The organism is Rhizobium sp. 05L419, assembly GCF_056397845.1.
In genome coordinates this window covers 212,577-228,790 of record NZ_JBFTOF010000003.1, presented here as the reverse complement: position 1 = coordinate 228,790, position 16,214 = coordinate 212,577, and the positions used below count along the sequence as shown (strand labels likewise).

The window sequence follows — 16,214 nt, the reverse complement described above, 5'->3', positions numbered from 1 at the left end:
CAATTATTTCAGTTACTTGACGTTGGCGCCGACCACGGAATCCCAGTTCTTGGTGATCGTTTCCTTGGCTGCCGCCTGCTGCGCAAGCGTCGGGAAGATTGCCTTTTCATAGGCAGCCGCCGGCGGAAGCTTGTCGAGCAGGTCCTTCGGGATCTTGTTGTTCTTGGCAAGATCGTTGAAGCGGATCGGGTGGCAATAGCCCTTCAGCCAGCCGAGCTGACCTTCGTCCGAATAAAGGTATTCCATCCAGAGCTTTGCGGCATTTGGATGCGGAGCGAAAGCGGAGATCGCCTGAACGTAAACGCCGGCGACGACGCCCGTCTTCGGAACGACGACTTCAAACGGGGGGTTGCCCTTCAGGCCTTCGCCCCATGAAAGCGCGTTGTAGTCCCAGGCAACGATGATCGGGGTCGAGCCCTGAGCAAAAGGTGCCGCCTTGCCGACGACGGGAACAAAGTTGCCGCTCTTGTTGAGCTCGGCGAAGAACTTCAGACCCTCGTCGCCAGCCTTGGCAATGTCGCCGCCTGCGGCGGAGAGCCCGGACGCAAAGACGCCCTGAACCGCCTGGTTTGCAGTGCGCGGGTCACCGGCAAGAGCTACGGAGTTGGCATAGTCGCTCTTCTTCAGGTCAGCCCAATCTGCCGGGGATTCCTTGACGAGGTCCTTGTTCACCAGGAAGGAGAGGACGCCGTAGTAATCTCCGTACCAGAAGCCGTCGGCATCCTTGGCGCTGTCGGGAATGGAGTCCCACGTCGAGACCTTGTAGGGCTGGATCAGGCCATCGGCCTTTGCGGACGGGCCGAAGGAGAGACCGACGTCGATCACGTCGGGAGCCTGCGGGCCGGTGTTGCCCTTGTTGGCCTTGACCGCTTCGATTTCATCGCCCGAACCTGCGTCCGGGTTCAGTTCGTTGACTTCCAGGCCGTACTTGGCCTTGAAACCGGCGATGACGTCGCCGTAGCCGCACCAGTCGTGCGGGAGAGCGATCGTCGTTAGGCTGCCTTCCTTTTTGGCGGCAGCGATAAGTTCGGCGCTTGGCTCTGCAGCGGCAATTGCAGTAGAAGCCACAACAATTGCAGTCGAAAGCGAGAGCAGTCTAGAAATATTAGAGATCACTGTTGTTCTCCTTCAGGTTTCAGTGTCCGACGATGCTGTTACTGACGTTACGTGAAGCTTTCATGACAGTTCAATGACGTTAATTTTTCTTTGTATCGCAGGCATTTGGCGGTGATGTTTCATTTACGACACCGTTCTTCGCTTGTGCCCCGCTGTCATGTTTCTGCCTTACTTTTCCCTCCTAACCAAGTTTACGGAAGAGCTTGGTCTGCTCGAACAGCCCCTCCAGTGTTTTCATACGCTCCTTCGTTTCATCCCACGTCGAGTTCTGAACCGCTTCGATCAGCGCCTCGACGATGAAAAGGGTGACGACGGAGGAATCCCAGGCCGATGGCGCCTCGATCTGCACGCGAAACGTATGGCGTGCCAGTTTGGCGACTGGAGAACTCCATTGATCGGTAAAAACGACGATCTCCGCGCCGCACTTGCGTGCTGCCGTGGCGAGGCTCACCATCTCCTGCTCGTAGCGGCGAATATCGAAGATAATCAGCAGGTCGCCCGGCCTCATGTTCAGAACATATTGCGGCCAGCTGCTGGAATTTGACGAAAGCAGCGTGGTGCTGGGGCGAATGACCTGCATATGCGTAAAGAAATATTCGGCCAGCGCCCCGGTGATGCGGCCGCCGACGAAATACAGTCCACGCTTGCGGTCGGACAGAAGCGAGGCGACACTGTCGAAGGTTGCCGTGTCGAGGCCGTTCAGCGTCTGTCGCATATTGCCCATGATCGCGTCGGCAAAGCGGTTCAGGATGTGCATGCCGGGGGCGTTGGAAGCCCAGCGGTCGTGCTTTGCGATCGGATTGGAAATGGTTGCTTCGACTTCCAGATGCAKGTGCGCCTGAAAGTCGGGATAGCCCTTGAAACCCAGTTTCTGAACCATGCGCACGACCGTCGGCGTCGATACGCCGGCATTTTCGGCAATCGTTGTGATGCTGCCCAGTCCGGAGACAGGATAGTTATCCAGCAGACTTTCAGCCAACTGCTTCTCGGCACGCGTGAGCATGCCAAAATGCGAGTGGATTACGTCCGAAACTGTTTTCGACGCAACGGTCACGCGATCATGCTCCCCGGGATTGGTCTTGAGCCACTTTCCCACTGAAAGTTAACAACGCTGTCACAATCCATGTCAACTGTTGTTGTGAAAAGATTTCTTCAGTATGCGCTTGACAGCGCCTCAAACCTGAAGAATTCTTTTCTTATAAATATTTTATTAATGATTGGGATGGTGTGCCTGTGGTGCCTGAGTTCGAGGTCCTAAGCAAATCGGATGGCGAGAGCGTAGCGGTCGAACGGCCGAACGGCAGAAGTCCATTGCTTGTCGTCTGCGAACACGCCTCCCGCCTGCTTCCCCAGCGCTATGGCGCGCTCGGCCTTTCAGCTGATGCGCTCAGCAGTCATATTGCATGGGACCCGGGCGCGCTGGCAGTTGCGCGCGGCATTTCGGAAGCGCTTGACGCAACGCTTGTGTACCAGCGTTTTTCGCGGCTGATCTACGACTGCAACAGGCCGCCAGACTCTCCGGGCGCCATGCCGGAAAAGAGCGAGGTCTACGATATTCCCGGCAATTCTGGTCTCAGCACGGAAGAACGCCACGCGCGCACCGAAGCGTTGTATATTCCTTTCCATGATGCCATCCGGGCGCTGATTCGCGACCGCAAGGCGAGGGGGCAGGAGACCGTGATTGCAACAGTCCATAGCTTCACTCCCGTATACCACGGCAAGACGCGCGCCGTGGAAATCGGGATCTTGCACGACGAAGATAGCCGCCTTGCTGACAACATGCTTGCTATCGCCGCGGCCGGTGAGCCGCTTTACAAAGTAGAACGCAACGAACCCTATGGCCCCGTGGACGGCGTGACTCACACGCTGATCCTGCACGGGCTTTCGAACGGGTTCCGCAATGTAATGATCGAGGTCCGCAACGACCTCATCTCAGACGAAGCCGGTCAAGGGGTCATGGCCGGATATCTGACGGGGCTGCTCCAGCACAGTCTGGACGCCTGACAACAAAAAACAAGACCCCAGGGAGCAGTCTAACTGCGATCCGCCCGTAGGCGAAAACGTCACGGGCACTTTGGCACTGGATAATTGGCCGCAATCCCGCGGCTGATCGCTATACAGGGGGAAGTCATGTCCGATTACTCGGAACTGGACAAAAAGCAGGATGTGCACATCCTGCACTCCATGGGCTATGCCCAGGAGCTTGAACGACGCATGAGCTCGTTCTCGAATTTTGCCGTCTCGTTTTCCATCATTTGCATTCTTTCGGGCGGTATCAACTCACTCGCGCAGGCGACCGCCGGTGCGGGTGGCGCCGCGATCGGCATCGGTTGGCCGGTCGGTTGCTTCGTCTCGCTGGTTTTTGCCGTTGCGATGGCGCAGATCAGCTCGGCCTATCCAACCGCCGGCGGCCTCTATCACTGGGGTTCGATCCTCGGCAATCGCTTTACCGGCTGGCTGACCGCTTGGTTCAATCTGCTCGGTCTTGTCACTGTTCTTGGCGCCATCAACGTCGGGACCTATTATTTCTTCATGGGCTCCTTCGGAACGAGCTACTTTGGCCTGACGGATACCACGGTGGTCCGCATCGTCTTCCTGGTGATCATCACTGGTGCACAGGCGCTCGTGAACCACATGGGGATCGGGTTAACCGCGAAGCTCACCGATTTCTCGGGCTACCTGATCTTCGCAACGGCAATCGTTCTGTCAGCGGTGTGCCTGCTTTCTGCACCGTCCTACGACGTGGCGCGCCTCTTCACCTTCGCCAACTATTCCGGCGAAGCGGGCGGCAACGTCTGGCCGGCGACTTCGGGGGCCTGGGTCTTCCTGCTCGGTCTGCTGCTGCCGATCTACACGATCACCGGTTATGACGCCTCGGCGCATACGTCCGAAGAAACGGTCAAGGCAGCCCATTCCGTTCCGCGCGGCATGGTTGCCTCCGTGCTTTGGTCGGCGCTTTTCGGCTACATCATGCTTTGCTCGTTCGTTCTGATGCTGCCGAGCATGGACGATGCCGCCAAGCAGGGCTGGAACGTGTTTTTCTGGGCCATGGACAGCCAGGTCAATCCTGTCGTCAAGGATGTGCTTTACTTCGCCATCCTCGTCAGCCAGTGGCTGTGCGGCCTTGCGACCGTTACCTCGGTGTCGCGCATGATCTTCGCGTTCTCACGTGACGGCGGCCTGCCGGCATCCAAGGCTCTTGCCAAGGTCAGCCCGAAACACCGCACGCCGGTTGCCGCAATCTGGACCGGTTCGATCCTGTCAGTTCTGTTCGTCTGGGGCTCGTCGCTCGTCTCGATCGGCGACACGCCGGTTTATACGATCGTCGTCTCTTGCACGGTCATCTTCCTGTTCTTCTCCTTCGCGATCCCGATCACGCTCGGCCTCTTCGCCTGGGGTACGTCCAAGTGGGACAAGATGGGTCCGTGGAACATCGGCGAGGGCATGTACAAGCTGTTCTCCGTTCTGACGATCCTTGCAATGATCCTGATCTTCGTTCTCGGCGTTCAGCCTCCGAACGGTCCGGCGTTGTACGTGACGGTCGGCTTCCTAGTCCTGACTGCCATCGTCTGGTTCGGCTTCGAACGCCGCCGCTTCAAGGGGCCGCCGATCGGCGCGGAAGTCGCTCGCCGCCAGGCCGAAATTGCCGCTGCCGAGAAGGCGGTTGGCGAAAGCTGAGCCTGAGGCTTCCCTCTTCGACGACGGGGCTGCTTCTGGCGGCCCCGTTTCCCGGCTCAACGAAAATGCATCAGACGGGCCAGGCTTGCGCCACGGCATGCCTTTTCGTTGCCCCGATTTCCCTATTCCAAGTTCAGGCGGATTAGACATGAGCATCTACACTCTCGACGATCTCAAGCAGGATGTTGCCGACGGGCGCATCGATACGGTCCTGGCATGCCAGATAGACATGCAGGGCCGCCTGATGGGCAAACGTTTTCAGGCGGAGTTCTTCCTGGAAAGCGCCTGGAAGGAGACACACAGCTGCAACTATCTCGTCGCGACCGACATGGAGATGGAAACCGTCTCCGGCTACAAGGCAACCAGCTGGGAAAAGGGGTACGGCGACTATACGATGAAGCCCGACCTTTCGACGCTGCGCCGCATCCCGTGGCTCGAAGGAACGGCGCTTGTGTTGTGCGACCTGCTCGACCATCACACGCATGAAGACGTGCCGCATTCGCCACGCGCCATCCTGAAGAAGCAGATCAAGCGGCTTGAGGACATGGGTATGAAGGCATTCATGGCCTCCGAGCTCGAATTTTTCCTTTTCGACCAGACCTACGAGTCCGCACACACGTCCGGTTACCGCAACCTCAAGCTCGCGAGCGCCTACAACGAGGACTACCACATCTTCCAGACGACCAAGGAGGAAGAGGTGATGCGGGCGATCCGCACAGGCCTGCAGGGAGCTGGAATTCCGGTCGAAAATTCGAAGGGGGAGGCCTCCGCCGGCCAGGAAGAAATCAACGTTCGTTATGCCGACGCTCTGACGATGGCGGATCGTCATGCGATCATCAAAAACGGCTGCAAGGAAATCGCCTGGTCGAAGGGCAAGGCAATCACTTTCCTCGCCAAGTGGCACTACAACGCGGCCGGCAGCTCTTCGCATATCCACCAGTCCCTTTGGAGCGCCGACGGCAAGACGCCGTTGTTCTTCGACGAAAAGGGCAAGTACGGCATGTCGCCGCTCATGGAGAACTACGTGGCCGGCCTGCTCAGCCATGCAAGCGAAATCACCTATTTCCTCGCGCCCTACATCAATTCCTACAAGCGTTTCATGGCTGGCACCTTCGCACCGACGAAGGCCGTCTGGAGCAAGGACAACCGTACTGCCGGCTATCGTCTGTGCGGAGACGACACCAAGGCAATCCGTATCGAATGCCGCGTCGGCGGTTCCGACCTCAATCCGTATCTTGCCTTTGCGGCGCTGCTTGCCGCCGGTATCGACGGCATCGAGAACAAGCTGACGCTTGAGGATCCATTCGTCGGTGATGCCTATGGCGCTCGCCGTGTTCGGGAGATTCCGCGGACGTTGCGGGCCGCGACGGCAACGATGACCAAGTCCAAGATGCTGCGCAAAGCCTTCGGCGACGAGGTCATCGACCACTACACCCGCGCTGCCGAATGGGAGCAGGAAGAGTACGATCGCCGCATCACCGACTGGGAAGTGGCGCGCGGTTTCGAAAGAGCATAATAGGCATAGCAAAGCAGGAAGGCGTCCCGCGATACGATCTCCAGATACTGGTGGGTTGTGCGGGATGTCGGCCCGCTTCGGCTCGCGAAAACATAGGAAGACGATCATGCCAATGATCCAATGCATTTCACCGATCGATGGATCGGTCTACGCCGAGCGTCCGGCGCTGTCGCTGGAAGCGGCGAAAGAGGTGGTGGCGCGTGCCCGCAAGGCGCAGAAATCCTGGGCAAAGCGACCGCTCGAGGAGCGTGTTCAGCTCGTGCTGAAGGGGGCTGCACGGCTGAATGAGATGTCGGACGTCGTCGTGCCGGAGCTTGCCTGGCAGATGGGCCGGCCGATCCGCTACGGCGGCGAATACAAGGGCTTCAACGAGCGTTCCAACTACGTCGCCTCGATTGCGGCCGATGCGCTGGCGCCGCTCGTCGTGGAAGAGAGCGACAAGTTCGAGCGGCGCATCGAGCGCGAGGCGCATGGCGTCGTGTTAGTCGTTGCCCCTTGGAACTACCCCTACATGACGGCGATCAACACGATTGCTCCGGCGCTGATGGCGGGCAACACGGTCGTGCTGAAGCACGCGTCGCAGACGCTGCTCGTCGGCGAGCGGCTGGTACAGGCTTTCGTGGAAGCAGGCGTTCCGGAGGACGTGTTCCAGAATGTCTTCCTGGACCATGAGACGACCTCGGCGCTGATCGCAGCGGGCAGCTTCAATTTCGTCAATTTCACCGGTTCGGTCGAAGGCGGCCGGTCGATGGAGCGGGCTGCTGCCGGTACTTTCACCGGTCTCGGCCTCGAGCTCGGTGGCAAGGATCCGGGCTACGTGATGGAAGACGCCGATCTCGATGCCGCCGTCGATACGCTGATGGATGGCGCGACCTACAATTCGGGGCAATGCTGCTGCGGTATCGAGCGCGTCTATGTGCATGAGTCGCTCTATGACAGCTTCGTCGAGAAGTCAGTCGCCTGGGTGTCGAACTACAAGCTCGGCAACCCGCTCGACCCGGAAACATCGCTTGGCCCGATGGCCAACAAGCGGTTCGCAAAGGTCGTGCGCGAGCAGATCGCCGATGCCGTTGCGAAGGGTGCCAAGGCGCTGGTCGATCCGAAGCTTTTTCCTGCCGATGACGGCGGCGCCTATCTGGCACCTCAGGTGCTCGTCGACGTCGACCACTCCATGGCCTTCATGCGCGAAGAGACCTTCGGCCCGGCCGTTGGCATCATGAAGGTAAAGAGCGACAACGAAGCGATCGCACTGATGAACGACAGCCAGTACGGGCTGACGGCTTCGCTCTGGACCAAGGATGCAGAACGGGCGGGGCGGCTTGGTCGCGAAATCGAAACCGGCACAGTCTTCATGAACCGAGCCGATTATCTCGATCCAGCCCTGTGCTGGACCGGCGTCAAGGAAACCGGCCGTGGTGGCTCGCTCTCCATCATCGGCTTCCAGAATTTGACGCGTCCGAAATCCTATCATCTGAAGAAAGTTACAGCATGAGTGCGCACATCACAGCCAATTGGAGCTATCCGACAGCCTTCAAGCTCGGCCGCGGCCGCATCAAGGAACTGGCGGATGCCTGCAAGAGCCTCGGCATCAAGAAACCGTTGCTGATCACCGATCGCGGCCTCGCTTCGATGGCGATCACCAAAAACGCGCTGGACATCCTGGACGACGCCGGTCTCGGTCGCGCGATCTTCGCCGACGTCGATCCGAACCCGAACGAGAAGAACCTTGCTGCCGGCGTCAGGGCGTTCAAGGATGGCGGTCATGACGGCGTCGTCGCCTTCGGCGGCGGCTCAGGCCTCGATCTCGGCAAGTGCGTAGCCTTCATGGCCGGCCAGACGCGCCCCGTATGGGACTTCGAGGACATCGGCGACTGGTGGACGCGCGCGAGTGTCGAGGGCATTGCGCCGATCGTGGCGGTGCCGACGACGGCCGGTACCGGCTCCGAGGTCGGCCGCGCCAGCGTCATCACAAACTCCGAAACGCATGTGAAGAAGATCATCTTCCATCCGAAGTTCCTGCCAGGCGTCGTCATCGCCGATCCGGAACTGACGGTTGGAATGCCGAAGATCATTACGGCCGGCACAGGCATGGACGCCTTCGCGCATTGCCTGGAAGCGTATTCTTCGCCCTTCTACCATCCGATGTCTGCCGGCATTGCACTGGAGGGCATGCGCCTGGTCAAGGAGTTCCTACCGCGTGCCTACAAGGAAGGCACAGATCTCGAAGCCCGCGCCAACATGATGTCGGCCGCCGCCATGGGTGCTGTCGCATTCCAGAAGGGGCTTGGGGCGATCCACGCGCTGTCGCACCCGATCGGCGCCGTCTACAACACCCACCACGGCATGACGAACGCTGTCGTGATGCCAGCGGTGCTTCGCTTCAATCGCTCGGCAATTGAGGACAAGATCGCCCGCGCTGCCTCCTATCTCGGCATTTCGGGAGGTTTCGACGGCTTCTACGACTACGTCCTCAAGCTTCGCTCGGAACTCGGCGTCCCGCAGACTTTGTCAGCGATGGGAATTGCGCCGGATCGGATCGATGAGCTGTCGGCTATGGCGATCGAGGATCCGAGCGCCGGCGGCAACCCGGTGGCATTGACGCTGGAAAACACCAAGGCGCTGTTCAAGGATTGCTTCTGAGGCAAAAAGCGGACCTGATATTTGGCCCGGGAAGCACTGGCTTTCCGGGCTTTTTTCGCTTTTCGGAAGAAGCCGCCTAGGGCAACTGCATCAGGGATGCGAGAAATCCACGCAGAAATTTCGGCTGCAATCTTTAGATATTGTTAACCATGATTGGAAAGGATGCGTTGATCGCACGATGCTTCCGACAGTGCGCAACAGAGCGATATCGGGCTCGTGAATTTCCCCTCGAGGACTAGACATGCCAGTCATTACATTTGCAAACACCAAGGGCGGGGCCGGCAAGACGACGGCCGTCCTTCTTCTCGCGACCGAGCTTGCCCAAAAGGGCTATCGGGTGACAATCCTCGACGCCGATCCGCAGCATTGGATTTCACGCTGGCATGACGTCTCCGGCCATGTGCACAACGTTGCCGTGATCGACTTCGTGACCTCGGCATCGCTGCCGCAACATATTTCCGAGAACAAGCAGAACACCGACTACTTCATTATCGATCTGCCGGGCGCGCGCAATCCGCTGCTTGCCACCGCCATCGGCCTTTCCGACCATGTGCTTATCCCGATCCAGGGCTGCGCGATGGATGCGCGTGGTGGAGCGCAGGTGCTGGAACTGCTGCAATATCTCGACGAAAAGGCGGGCATCAAGATCAGCCATTCGGTTGTGCTGACCCGCGTCAGCTCAATGGTCACCACGCGAGCGCTGGCGCTCGTCAAGTCGCTGCTAAGCGAGCGTCAGGTACCGCTCCTCGATACGGCCATCATCGAGCGCTCCGCCTTCCGCGACATCTTCGATTGCGGCGGGACCCTGCATTCGATGGATCCGGCGCGCGTCAGCAACCTCGACAAGGCCCGCGAGAATGCCCTCTGTTTCGCCGAGGAGATGATGCGCAAGCTGCCGGTCAGGCTTCCCGCTGCCGCTCGCATGACGGGGCCGCTTGTCCGTTCCGCGGCGTAAAAGCCAACGACGTTTTTGAGATAATGCGCCGCCCCGCTCCATCCGCTGGGGGCGCATTTCTTGTTGCTGCACCTGCTTGCGTATTTGATCGCGACAGCTTGGCAATCTCAGCGAATTTCCACCCGTGAAAATGTGATGCTGTCCGGTCAATCCACGAATTCGACGGTAACGCCGGGTTTGACCATCTTTGCCAGCTCGGTCGCGTCCCAGTTTGTGAGACGAATGCAGCCGTGGCTTTGCGTTCGGCCAATCTTCGATGGCTCCGGGGTTCCGTGGATGCCGTAGGTCGGCTTCGAAAGAGCCATCCAGACCGTGCCGACAGGGCCGTTCGGGCCCGGCGGAATGTTCAGGATCTTGTCGTTGGCGCCCTGCTGGAAGTTGATCTTCGGATTGTAGGTGTAACCCGGATTGAACGCGACGCGCTCAACTGTCACCGTTCCTGACGGTGAGGGGGTGTCGGTGGAGCCGATGGAGGCGGGGTATGCGGCAACCAGACTTCCGGATGCATCGTAGGCGAAAATCTGCTTCTTCCCCTTGTCGGCGATGATACGCGCGACACTGCCGCTCTTTACCTCTCCCGGATTGACCACCTTGACGATCGTGCCGGGCAGCGTGAAATCCGCAGCCGGATTGATTTCCTTCAGGAAGCCTTCATCCATGTGAAAGCGCTCGGCCAGCATCTCCGTCGTGGAGGTGTAGCCAAGCGACGACAGCGCAGCCTTGTGCGCGTAATCCTCGGGGATTTCGGCGACATACGGACCGGCTGCGTCAGCGGGCGTGATGGTGTAGCTCACGAGCGGCAAGCCGCCGGACATGCGGAGCTGCTCGAGAATGGCATCCGTGTTGTTCGGATCCAGCGTCTCGCCTGTCATTTCCTGATAGGCGTAAATCGCCTTGGTGACATTTGTGCCCATGTGGCCGTCTATGGCACCCGGAGAGATGCCTGCACGGTCGAGGAAGACCTGAAGTGCGACGATCTCCGACTTCGACTTGTTCTTGAGGGTGATAACAGGCTCCGAAGGCGGCTTCGGCTGCATCATGTCAGGCTGCTGTTGATCCGGCTCGATCGAGGCATAGTCACCGTCGTTCTGTGGGTACGGCTGGTTGTCCAGCGGCTGGCGATCGATGGCGGCGTCCCGCGGGATAGACCCTGTCACGGCACCGCGTTCCGAATAGCGTGTATCGCCGTACTGGTCGTCTCCATAGTAGGGATCGTTGTTGTAGACCTCGCGGCTGGGCGGCGGCGGATAATAGCCGCGCGCGCGCGCTTCCGTGGCGATGACGTTGCCGTAGCGATCGACAAGGACCCGATTGCCGCGACGGTCACGGGTATAGCCGGCACCGGCAGGGACATAGTCGAGAATGTCGCCGTTCGGTGCTACGAAAACGACGCTGCTCTGGCGATTGCTATAGAACTGCGCATCGGCGTTCGGGGCCAAGGCCCCAACGGCCAGCACAACTGCAATTCCAGACAAAGCCGATTTAAGAAAGCGATTCACGTCTTCGTATCCTTCAGTGACTGCGCCGACACACACCTGCGAATTTTGACGCTAGTGTGGAATTTATGAAATCGTACTGAACAAAAGATAAAAAACTCGTGATTTTCCCTTTACTCATAAACATTTGAGACCGCCAGGCAGTTCCACTGAAATTGTCGGTTGGCCCAGAACACCTGCGCGATTGACGAAACATGGCGCAGAACCTAACCCTACGCCGACTGAAGAACCGGGGAGATGAGATCATGATGGAGTTTGTCGCAGCCACGGGGCCGCGTCTGATGCTGGACGAAACCTCACTGATGGACATTGGCGGATGCCTCCTCGGAGATGTCGATATCGCGCCGAAGACCGCGGTTCCGGATGATGGCGACGCTCGCATATCGCATTCGGTCCAGGGGTTTCTCTTCACCTGCGGGCCCGATCACATCCGCCACCGTGACCCCATACCCGGCCGCACCGACGGCAAGGTCTTCCCCTTGCACGGGTCTGCTGCCGGGCATGCCGCAAACGTCCTCTGGACCAAATTCGAAAACGGCAATGCGGAGTGCCGGGCCGATATTGACCTGACCACGGTGGAGGGATTGCCGGCTCGTATCGAACGGCGTTGGTTCATTGACGGCAAGACCGGTGAGACGCATCTCAACGACCGGGTCATAAATACCAGCGACCGGACGGTGCCGACGTTCCTGATGTACCATATGAACGTTGGCGGCAGATGGTTCGACGCCGCGACGCGGCTTGAGGGGACGATGCTGGAAGGCGGCGGCTTCCCCTGGCGGTTCGGCGACGAACTCGGGGATCTCTTCTGCGTCGAGGCGCCGGCAACGGTGGATGGCCTTGCCGAAGTCCGTTTGGGGCCGATCGCCGCGATCGGCGGCAAGACGCTGAGAGTGCGTGTACAGGCTGAAACCTTGCCGCATCTGCAGGTCTGGCGAAACCAGAAGGCGCCTGCCGACGTCCTTGGGATCGAGCCGGTATCACATCGGTGGGTCTCGCGATCCGAGCTGGAGGCCGCGGGGGAGTTCGTCTTGCTGAAGCCCGGCGAGAGCCGCAACTACGGTCTCAGCTTCGCCTTTGTTTGAATGATCCGCGGTTGACGCTGGTCATCCGGCGGCGTAGTCATTCAGCCCATGATTTCAGGAGGATTAGCGATGGACATTCGCCAGATCGATGACGAATATTCGGTTTCCGGCCAGATCACGGTCGAGGACCTCGACGAGGTCAAGGCCATGGGCTTCAAGTCCATCGTCTGCCATCGTCCGGACCAGGAAAGCATGGACCAGACGCCGTTTGCCGCTATCGAAGCGCGCGCAAAAGAGCTCGGTCTCGATATCGCCCATGTTCCGGTCGGCCCGATGGGCGTGACGGAAGAGGCGGTCGTCGGCATGGTCGATGCGCTCGACGAATTCCCGCGCCCGATGCTCGGCTATTGCCGTTCCGGCGCACGCTCGACGGCGATCTATCAAAAAACGCAGCATATCCGCGCCTAGTCTCTTGCCGCGGAGCATCGCAGGCGCCGCCCGTTGTGCGGCGTCTTTCATTTCATAACCAGGAGAACATCATGAGCATCAAGCGCATCGAGGTCGGCGCCCGCATGAGCGGCGCGGTCATCCACGGCAACACCGTTTACCTCGCAGGCCAGGTCGGGGAAGGCGAAAGTGTAACCGAGCAGTGCAAGTCGGCGCTCGGTGAAGTCGATCGCCTGCTCGCTGCTGCCGGCTCGAGCAAGTCGAAGGTTCTGCAGACGATCATCTACCTCTCCGACATCGCTTACTTCGCTGAAATGAATGCAGCCTGGGAAGCCTGGGTCGATCCGGCAAACACGCCGGCTCGCGCGACCAGCGAAGCAAAGCTTGCTGCGCCCAAGTACAAGGTCGAGTTCATCGTTACGGCTGCGATCTAAGCTCGTCGCATCTCGATTGTGGAAAGCCGGTGGGTTCGCTCACTGGCTTTTTGTTTGGGCGATCTCCGACAGCGTGCGGGTCGGCGTGATCGCTTCGGGATCGAGCTTCACCTCGATGATCGAAGGCTTGCCGGTGGCGCGGGCCCGTTCGAAGGCGGAGGCGAAATCCTCGGTTTTCTCCACCGTTTCTCCGTGGCCGCCAAAGGCGCGGGCCAGTGCCGCGAAATCCGGGTTTGTCAGATCGGTGCCGCTGACGCGGCCGGGATACTCGCGCTCCTGATGCATGCGGATCGTGCCGTAGATGCCGTTGTTGATGACGATGGCGATGATCGGCAGGCGGTAGCGGACGGCGGTGGCGAATTCCTGGCCGTGCATGAGGAAACAGCCGTCGCCGGCAAAGCAGATCACTTCGCGGTCTGGAAACAGCCGCTTGGCTGCGACCGCGGCGGGCAGGCCGTAACCCATGGAACCGGACGTTGGTGCAGCCTGCGTGTTGAACTGCCGGAACCGGTGGAAGCGATGCAGCCAGGTCGCATAGTTGCCGGCACCGTTGGTGAAGATCGTGTCGGCGCGCGTATTGGCCTCGATCCATTCCATGATCGGCCCCATGTGAACGTCGCCGGGGCCCGTCTGCGGCGGTTTCGACCATGAGAGATAGGCCTGATGCATACGCTCGGTGCGTTGCGCCCAGTGCGGTTCGGCCGGCGCTTCGAGATCGGCCAGTGCGGCGACGAAATCCTCCGGGCTCGCTGAGATCGCGAGATCCGGCCGGTATATCCGGCCAAGCTCGGATGGATCCGGATAGATATGGACGAGAGACTGCTGCGGGTATGGAATATCGATCAGCGTATAGCCGGAGGACGGCATTTCAGACATGCGGCTGCCAAGCAGGATCAAGAGGTCGCTCTCCTTGATCTCCTTGGCGAGCGACGGATTGATGCCGATGCCAACGTCGCCGGCGTAGCTCGGGTGCAGATGATCGAACAGCATCTGACGGCGGAAAGAGCAGCCGACCGGCAGCTTGAAACGTTCGGCGAACGCCTGGAAATCGGCGACCGCGTCCGCATCCCAGCGGGTGCCGCCGAGGATCACCATCGGCCGTTCAGCCTTCAGCAGGCGGAGGTAGAAATCATCGATCTGGCCGCTTCCGGGATGTGCGTCGACCCGCGCATAGCGCCTGGCGCGGGGCGCTTCGACTTCATCGCGCAGCATGTCTTCGGGCAGTGACAATACGACTGGGCCTGGCCGGCCCGAGGTTGCGATCGCAAAGGCGCGGGTCACGAACTCCGGGATGCGTGCGGCGTCGTCGATCTCGCCGACCCACTTGGCGAACTCGGTGAAGGCGCGACGAAATTCCACCTCCTGAAAGGCCTCACGCTCGCGGGCGTCTCGCTGCACCTGGCCGATGAAGAGGATCATCGGGATGGAATCCTGTCGGGCGATGTGAAGGCCGGCTGAGGCGTTCGTAGCGCCCGGGCCGCGGGTGACCATGCAGATTCCGGGCTCCCCCGTGAGCCGTCCCCAGGCGTCGGCTATCATCGCCGCACCGCCTTCCTGGCGGCAGACGACCACGTCGATGTCACTATCATAGAGCGCATCGAGAACGGCGAGGAAACTCTCGCCGGGCACGCAGGAGAGGCGCTTTACCCCGTTCGCCTTCAATGCCTCGACGATCAGTTCCCCGCCAGTTCTCTTCATGGTGATCTCCTCCCCTCCAGTTCGGCGAGTTCCGCCAGAACTTCCTCCTGATGCTCTCCCAGTCTCGGGCTCGGCCTTTCGTAGCGCAAGGGCGTCTGCGAAAGCACGACCGGCGTCCTCACGCCGGGAATGACGGTGCCGGCCGCATCCTTGAGGTCGATACGCAGGCCGCGCGCCTCGATTTGCGGGTCGGCGAACATCTCCTCGATGGTGTTGATCGCGCCTGCCGGAACCGCGGTTTCCTCGCAGGCTCGCAGCAGGTCGGCCTTTTGCCATTTCAGCGTTTCGGTCGAGACCAGCCGGCGTACTTCATGGCGATTGGCGACGCGGGCCCGGTTGGTCGAGAAGCGCTCGTCGTCGGGCGTGGCGCCAAGGCCGAGGATGGAGCACAGCCGACCGAACTGACCGTCGTTGCCGATCGCCAGAATGAGATAGCCGTCGGCCGTCGGCACGACCTCGTAAGGCGAGATATTCGGATGGGCGTTTCCGAGCCTCGTCGGCGGACTGCCGGAGATCAGGTAGTTCATGTTCTGGTTGGCGAGAACGGCAGATTGCACGTCGAGCAACGCCATATCGACCAATTGCCCTTCGCCGGTTTTCAATGCGTGGATGAGGGCGGCCTCTATCGCCGAAACCGCGTAGATACCGGTGAAGATGTCGGCGATGGCAACGCCTGCCTTCATCGGCTGCCCTTCCGGCTCGCCGGTGATCGACATGAAACCCGACATGCCCTGGACAATGTAGTCATAGCCGGCGAGGCTGGCATAGGGCCCCGTCTGGCCAAAGCCGGTGATCGAGCAATAGACGAGTTTCGGATTGATCTTCTTCAGGCTCGCGTAGTCGAGGCCGTATTTTGCCAGCCCGCCCAGCTTGAAGTTCTCGATGAGGACATCGGCGCTCGCAGCGAGGCGGCGTACCAGCGTCTGGCCTTCCTCGCTCTTCAGGTCTGCCGTGATGGATCGCTTGCCACGATTGGCCGAGTGATAGTAGGCAGCAGATAGGTTTTCGCCGTCTGTGCTTTCAACGAATGGCGGTCCCCACTGGCGGGTATCGTCGCCGCCGTCGGGATTTTCGACCTTGATAACATCAGCGCCGAGATCGGCCAGCATCTGGCCGGCCCACGGGCCGGCGAGCACGCGGGCGAGTTCGATGACGCGGATGCCGTGAAGCGGCGGCTTCCTAAGCTGGGTGTCCGTCATGTTCCTCCCG

General features: G+C 60.1%; 14 protein-coding genes. 9 read left to right on the top strand and 5 right to left on the bottom strand.

Features of this window, described 5'->3' with window-relative positions:
* Positions 1-12: 12 nt before the first annotated feature.
* Both AC1DMK_RS05135 and AC1DMK_RS05130 read right to left on the bottom strand, forming a co-directional pair.
* Positions 13-1,116: an ABC transporter substrate-binding protein gene (locus tag AC1DMK_RS05135; protein ID WP_477857513.1), complete on the bottom strand. Its 1,104-nt coding sequence runs from the start codon at positions 1,114-1,116 to the stop codon at positions 13-15.
* A 181-nt stretch (positions 1,117-1,297) separates the two neighbouring features.
* Positions 1,298-2,170, bottom strand: coding sequence for a MurR/RpiR family transcriptional regulator (locus tag AC1DMK_RS05130; protein ID WP_477857512.1), 873 nt, complete (start codon positions 2,168-2,170; stop codon positions 1,298-1,300).
* A gap of 179 nt (positions 2,171-2,349) precedes the next feature.
* Here AC1DMK_RS05130 and AC1DMK_RS05125 point away from each other — a divergent pair, with 179 nt between their 5' ends.
* From AC1DMK_RS05125 to AC1DMK_RS05100, 6 genes are all read left to right on the top strand, one after another.
* Positions 2,350-3,120, top strand: a complete 771-nt coding sequence (locus tag AC1DMK_RS05125; protein ID WP_037064371.1) for an N-formylglutamate amidohydrolase — start codon at positions 2,350-2,352, stop codon at positions 3,118-3,120.
* A gap of 126 nt (positions 3,121-3,246) precedes the next feature.
* Positions 3,247-4,794, top strand: coding sequence for an amino acid permease (locus AC1DMK_RS05120; protein WP_037064369.1), 1,548 nt, complete (start codon positions 3,247-3,249; stop codon positions 4,792-4,794).
* Between the two features lie 148 nt (positions 4,795-4,942).
* The gene (locus tag AC1DMK_RS05115; protein ID WP_477857509.1) at positions 4,943-6,310 is read left to right on the top strand and encodes a glutamine synthetase family protein; all 1,368 of its coding nucleotides are present in this window, start codon (positions 4,943-4,945) and stop codon (positions 6,308-6,310) included.
* A 106-nt stretch (positions 6,311-6,416) separates the two neighbouring features.
* Positions 6,417-7,802, top strand: a complete 1,386-nt coding sequence (locus AC1DMK_RS05110; RefSeq protein ID WP_477857507.1) for an aldehyde dehydrogenase family protein — start codon at positions 6,417-6,419, stop codon at positions 7,800-7,802.
* Complete coding sequence (locus AC1DMK_RS05105) at positions 7,799-8,950, top strand: iron-containing alcohol dehydrogenase (RefSeq protein ID WP_037064362.1); 1,152 nt, start codon at positions 7,799-7,801, stop codon at positions 8,948-8,950. Before AC1DMK_RS05110 ends, AC1DMK_RS05105 begins: the two co-directional genes overlap by 4 nt.
* Positions 8,951-9,191: 241 nt before the next feature.
* A complete protein-coding gene (locus AC1DMK_RS05100; RefSeq protein ID WP_477857506.1) occupies positions 9,192-9,905 on the top strand; it encodes an AAA family ATPase in 714 nt (237 codons plus the stop codon).
* A gap of 146 nt (positions 9,906-10,051) precedes the next feature.
* Here AC1DMK_RS05100 and AC1DMK_RS05095 read toward each other — a convergent pair whose 3' ends face one another.
* Positions 10,052-11,404 (bottom strand): L,D-transpeptidase family protein, encoded by a 1,353-nt coding sequence (locus tag AC1DMK_RS05095; protein WP_477857504.1) that lies wholly within the window; start codon positions 11,402-11,404, stop codon positions 10,052-10,054.
* A 242-nt stretch (positions 11,405-11,646) separates the two neighbouring features.
* Here AC1DMK_RS05095 and AC1DMK_RS05090 point away from each other — a divergent pair, with 242 nt between their 5' ends.
* The 3 genes from AC1DMK_RS05090 to AC1DMK_RS05080 all read left to right on the top strand — a co-directional run bounded on the left by AC1DMK_RS05090 (position 11,647) and on the right by AC1DMK_RS05080 (position 13,307).
* On the top strand, positions 11,647-12,486 hold the full coding sequence (locus AC1DMK_RS05090; protein ID WP_037064358.1) for a DUF4432 family protein: 840 nt from the start codon (positions 11,647-11,649) through the stop codon (positions 12,484-12,486).
* A gap of 69 nt (positions 12,487-12,555) precedes the next feature.
* Positions 12,556-12,894 (top strand): TIGR01244 family sulfur transferase, encoded by a 339-nt coding sequence (locus AC1DMK_RS05085; RefSeq protein ID WP_037064356.1) that lies wholly within the window; start codon positions 12,556-12,558, stop codon positions 12,892-12,894.
* 71 nt (positions 12,895-12,965) lie between these two features.
* On the top strand, positions 12,966-13,307 hold the full coding sequence (locus tag AC1DMK_RS05080) for a RidA family protein (protein ID WP_037064354.1): 342 nt from the start codon (positions 12,966-12,968) through the stop codon (positions 13,305-13,307).
* A 39-nt stretch (positions 13,308-13,346) separates the two neighbouring features.
* On the opposite strand, the gene AC1DMK_RS05075 is transcribed toward AC1DMK_RS05080, so the two are convergent.
* Together AC1DMK_RS05075 and caiB are read right to left on the bottom strand one after the other, a co-directional pair.
* Positions 13,347-15,005 (bottom strand): thiamine pyrophosphate-binding protein, encoded by a 1,659-nt coding sequence (locus tag AC1DMK_RS05075; RefSeq protein ID WP_477857501.1) that lies wholly within the window; start codon positions 15,003-15,005, stop codon positions 13,347-13,349.
* Positions 15,002-16,204 (bottom strand): succinate--glutarate CoA-transferase, encoded by a 1,203-nt coding sequence (gene caiB, locus AC1DMK_RS05070; protein WP_477857499.1) that lies wholly within the window; start codon positions 16,202-16,204, stop codon positions 15,002-15,004. Before caiB ends, AC1DMK_RS05075 begins: the two co-directional genes overlap by 4 nt.
* Between the last annotated feature and the right edge of the window lie 10 nt (positions 16,205-16,214).

Bases quoted from the DNA above. Each gene is read 5' to 3' on its own strand.
- AC1DMK_RS05105 (WP_037064362.1), top strand. From the start codon at position 7,799: ATGAGTGCGCACATCACAGCCAATTGGAGCTATCCGACAGCCTTCAAG.
- AC1DMK_RS05110 (WP_477857507.1), top strand. From the start codon at position 6,417: ATGCCAATGATCCAATGCATTTCACCGATCGATGGATCGGTCTACGCC.
- AC1DMK_RS05115 (WP_477857509.1), top strand. From the start codon at position 4,943: ATGAGCATCTACACTCTCGACGATCTCAAGCAGGATGTTGCCGACGGG.
- AC1DMK_RS05075 (WP_477857501.1), bottom strand. From the start codon at position 15,005: ATGAAGAGAACTGGCGGGGAACTGATCGTCGAGGCATTGAAGGCGAAC.
- AC1DMK_RS05080 (WP_037064354.1), top strand. From the start codon at position 12,966: ATGAGCATCAAGCGCATCGAGGTCGGCGCCCGCATGAGCGGCGCGGTC.
- AC1DMK_RS05100 (WP_477857506.1), top strand. From the start codon at position 9,192: ATGCCAGTCATTACATTTGCAAACACCAAGGGCGGGGCCGGCAAGACG.
- AC1DMK_RS05085 (WP_037064356.1), top strand. From the start codon at position 12,556: ATGGACATTCGCCAGATCGATGACGAATATTCGGTTTCCGGCCAGATC.
- caiB (WP_477857499.1), bottom strand. From the start codon at position 16,204: ATGACGGACACCCAGCTTAGGAAGCCGCCGCTTCACGGCATCCGCGTC.
- AC1DMK_RS05090 (WP_037064358.1), top strand. From the start codon at position 11,647: ATGATGGAGTTTGTCGCAGCCACGGGGCCGCGTCTGATGCTGGACGAA.
- AC1DMK_RS05120 (WP_037064369.1), top strand. From the start codon at position 3,247: ATGTCCGATTACTCGGAACTGGACAAAAAGCAGGATGTGCACATCCTG.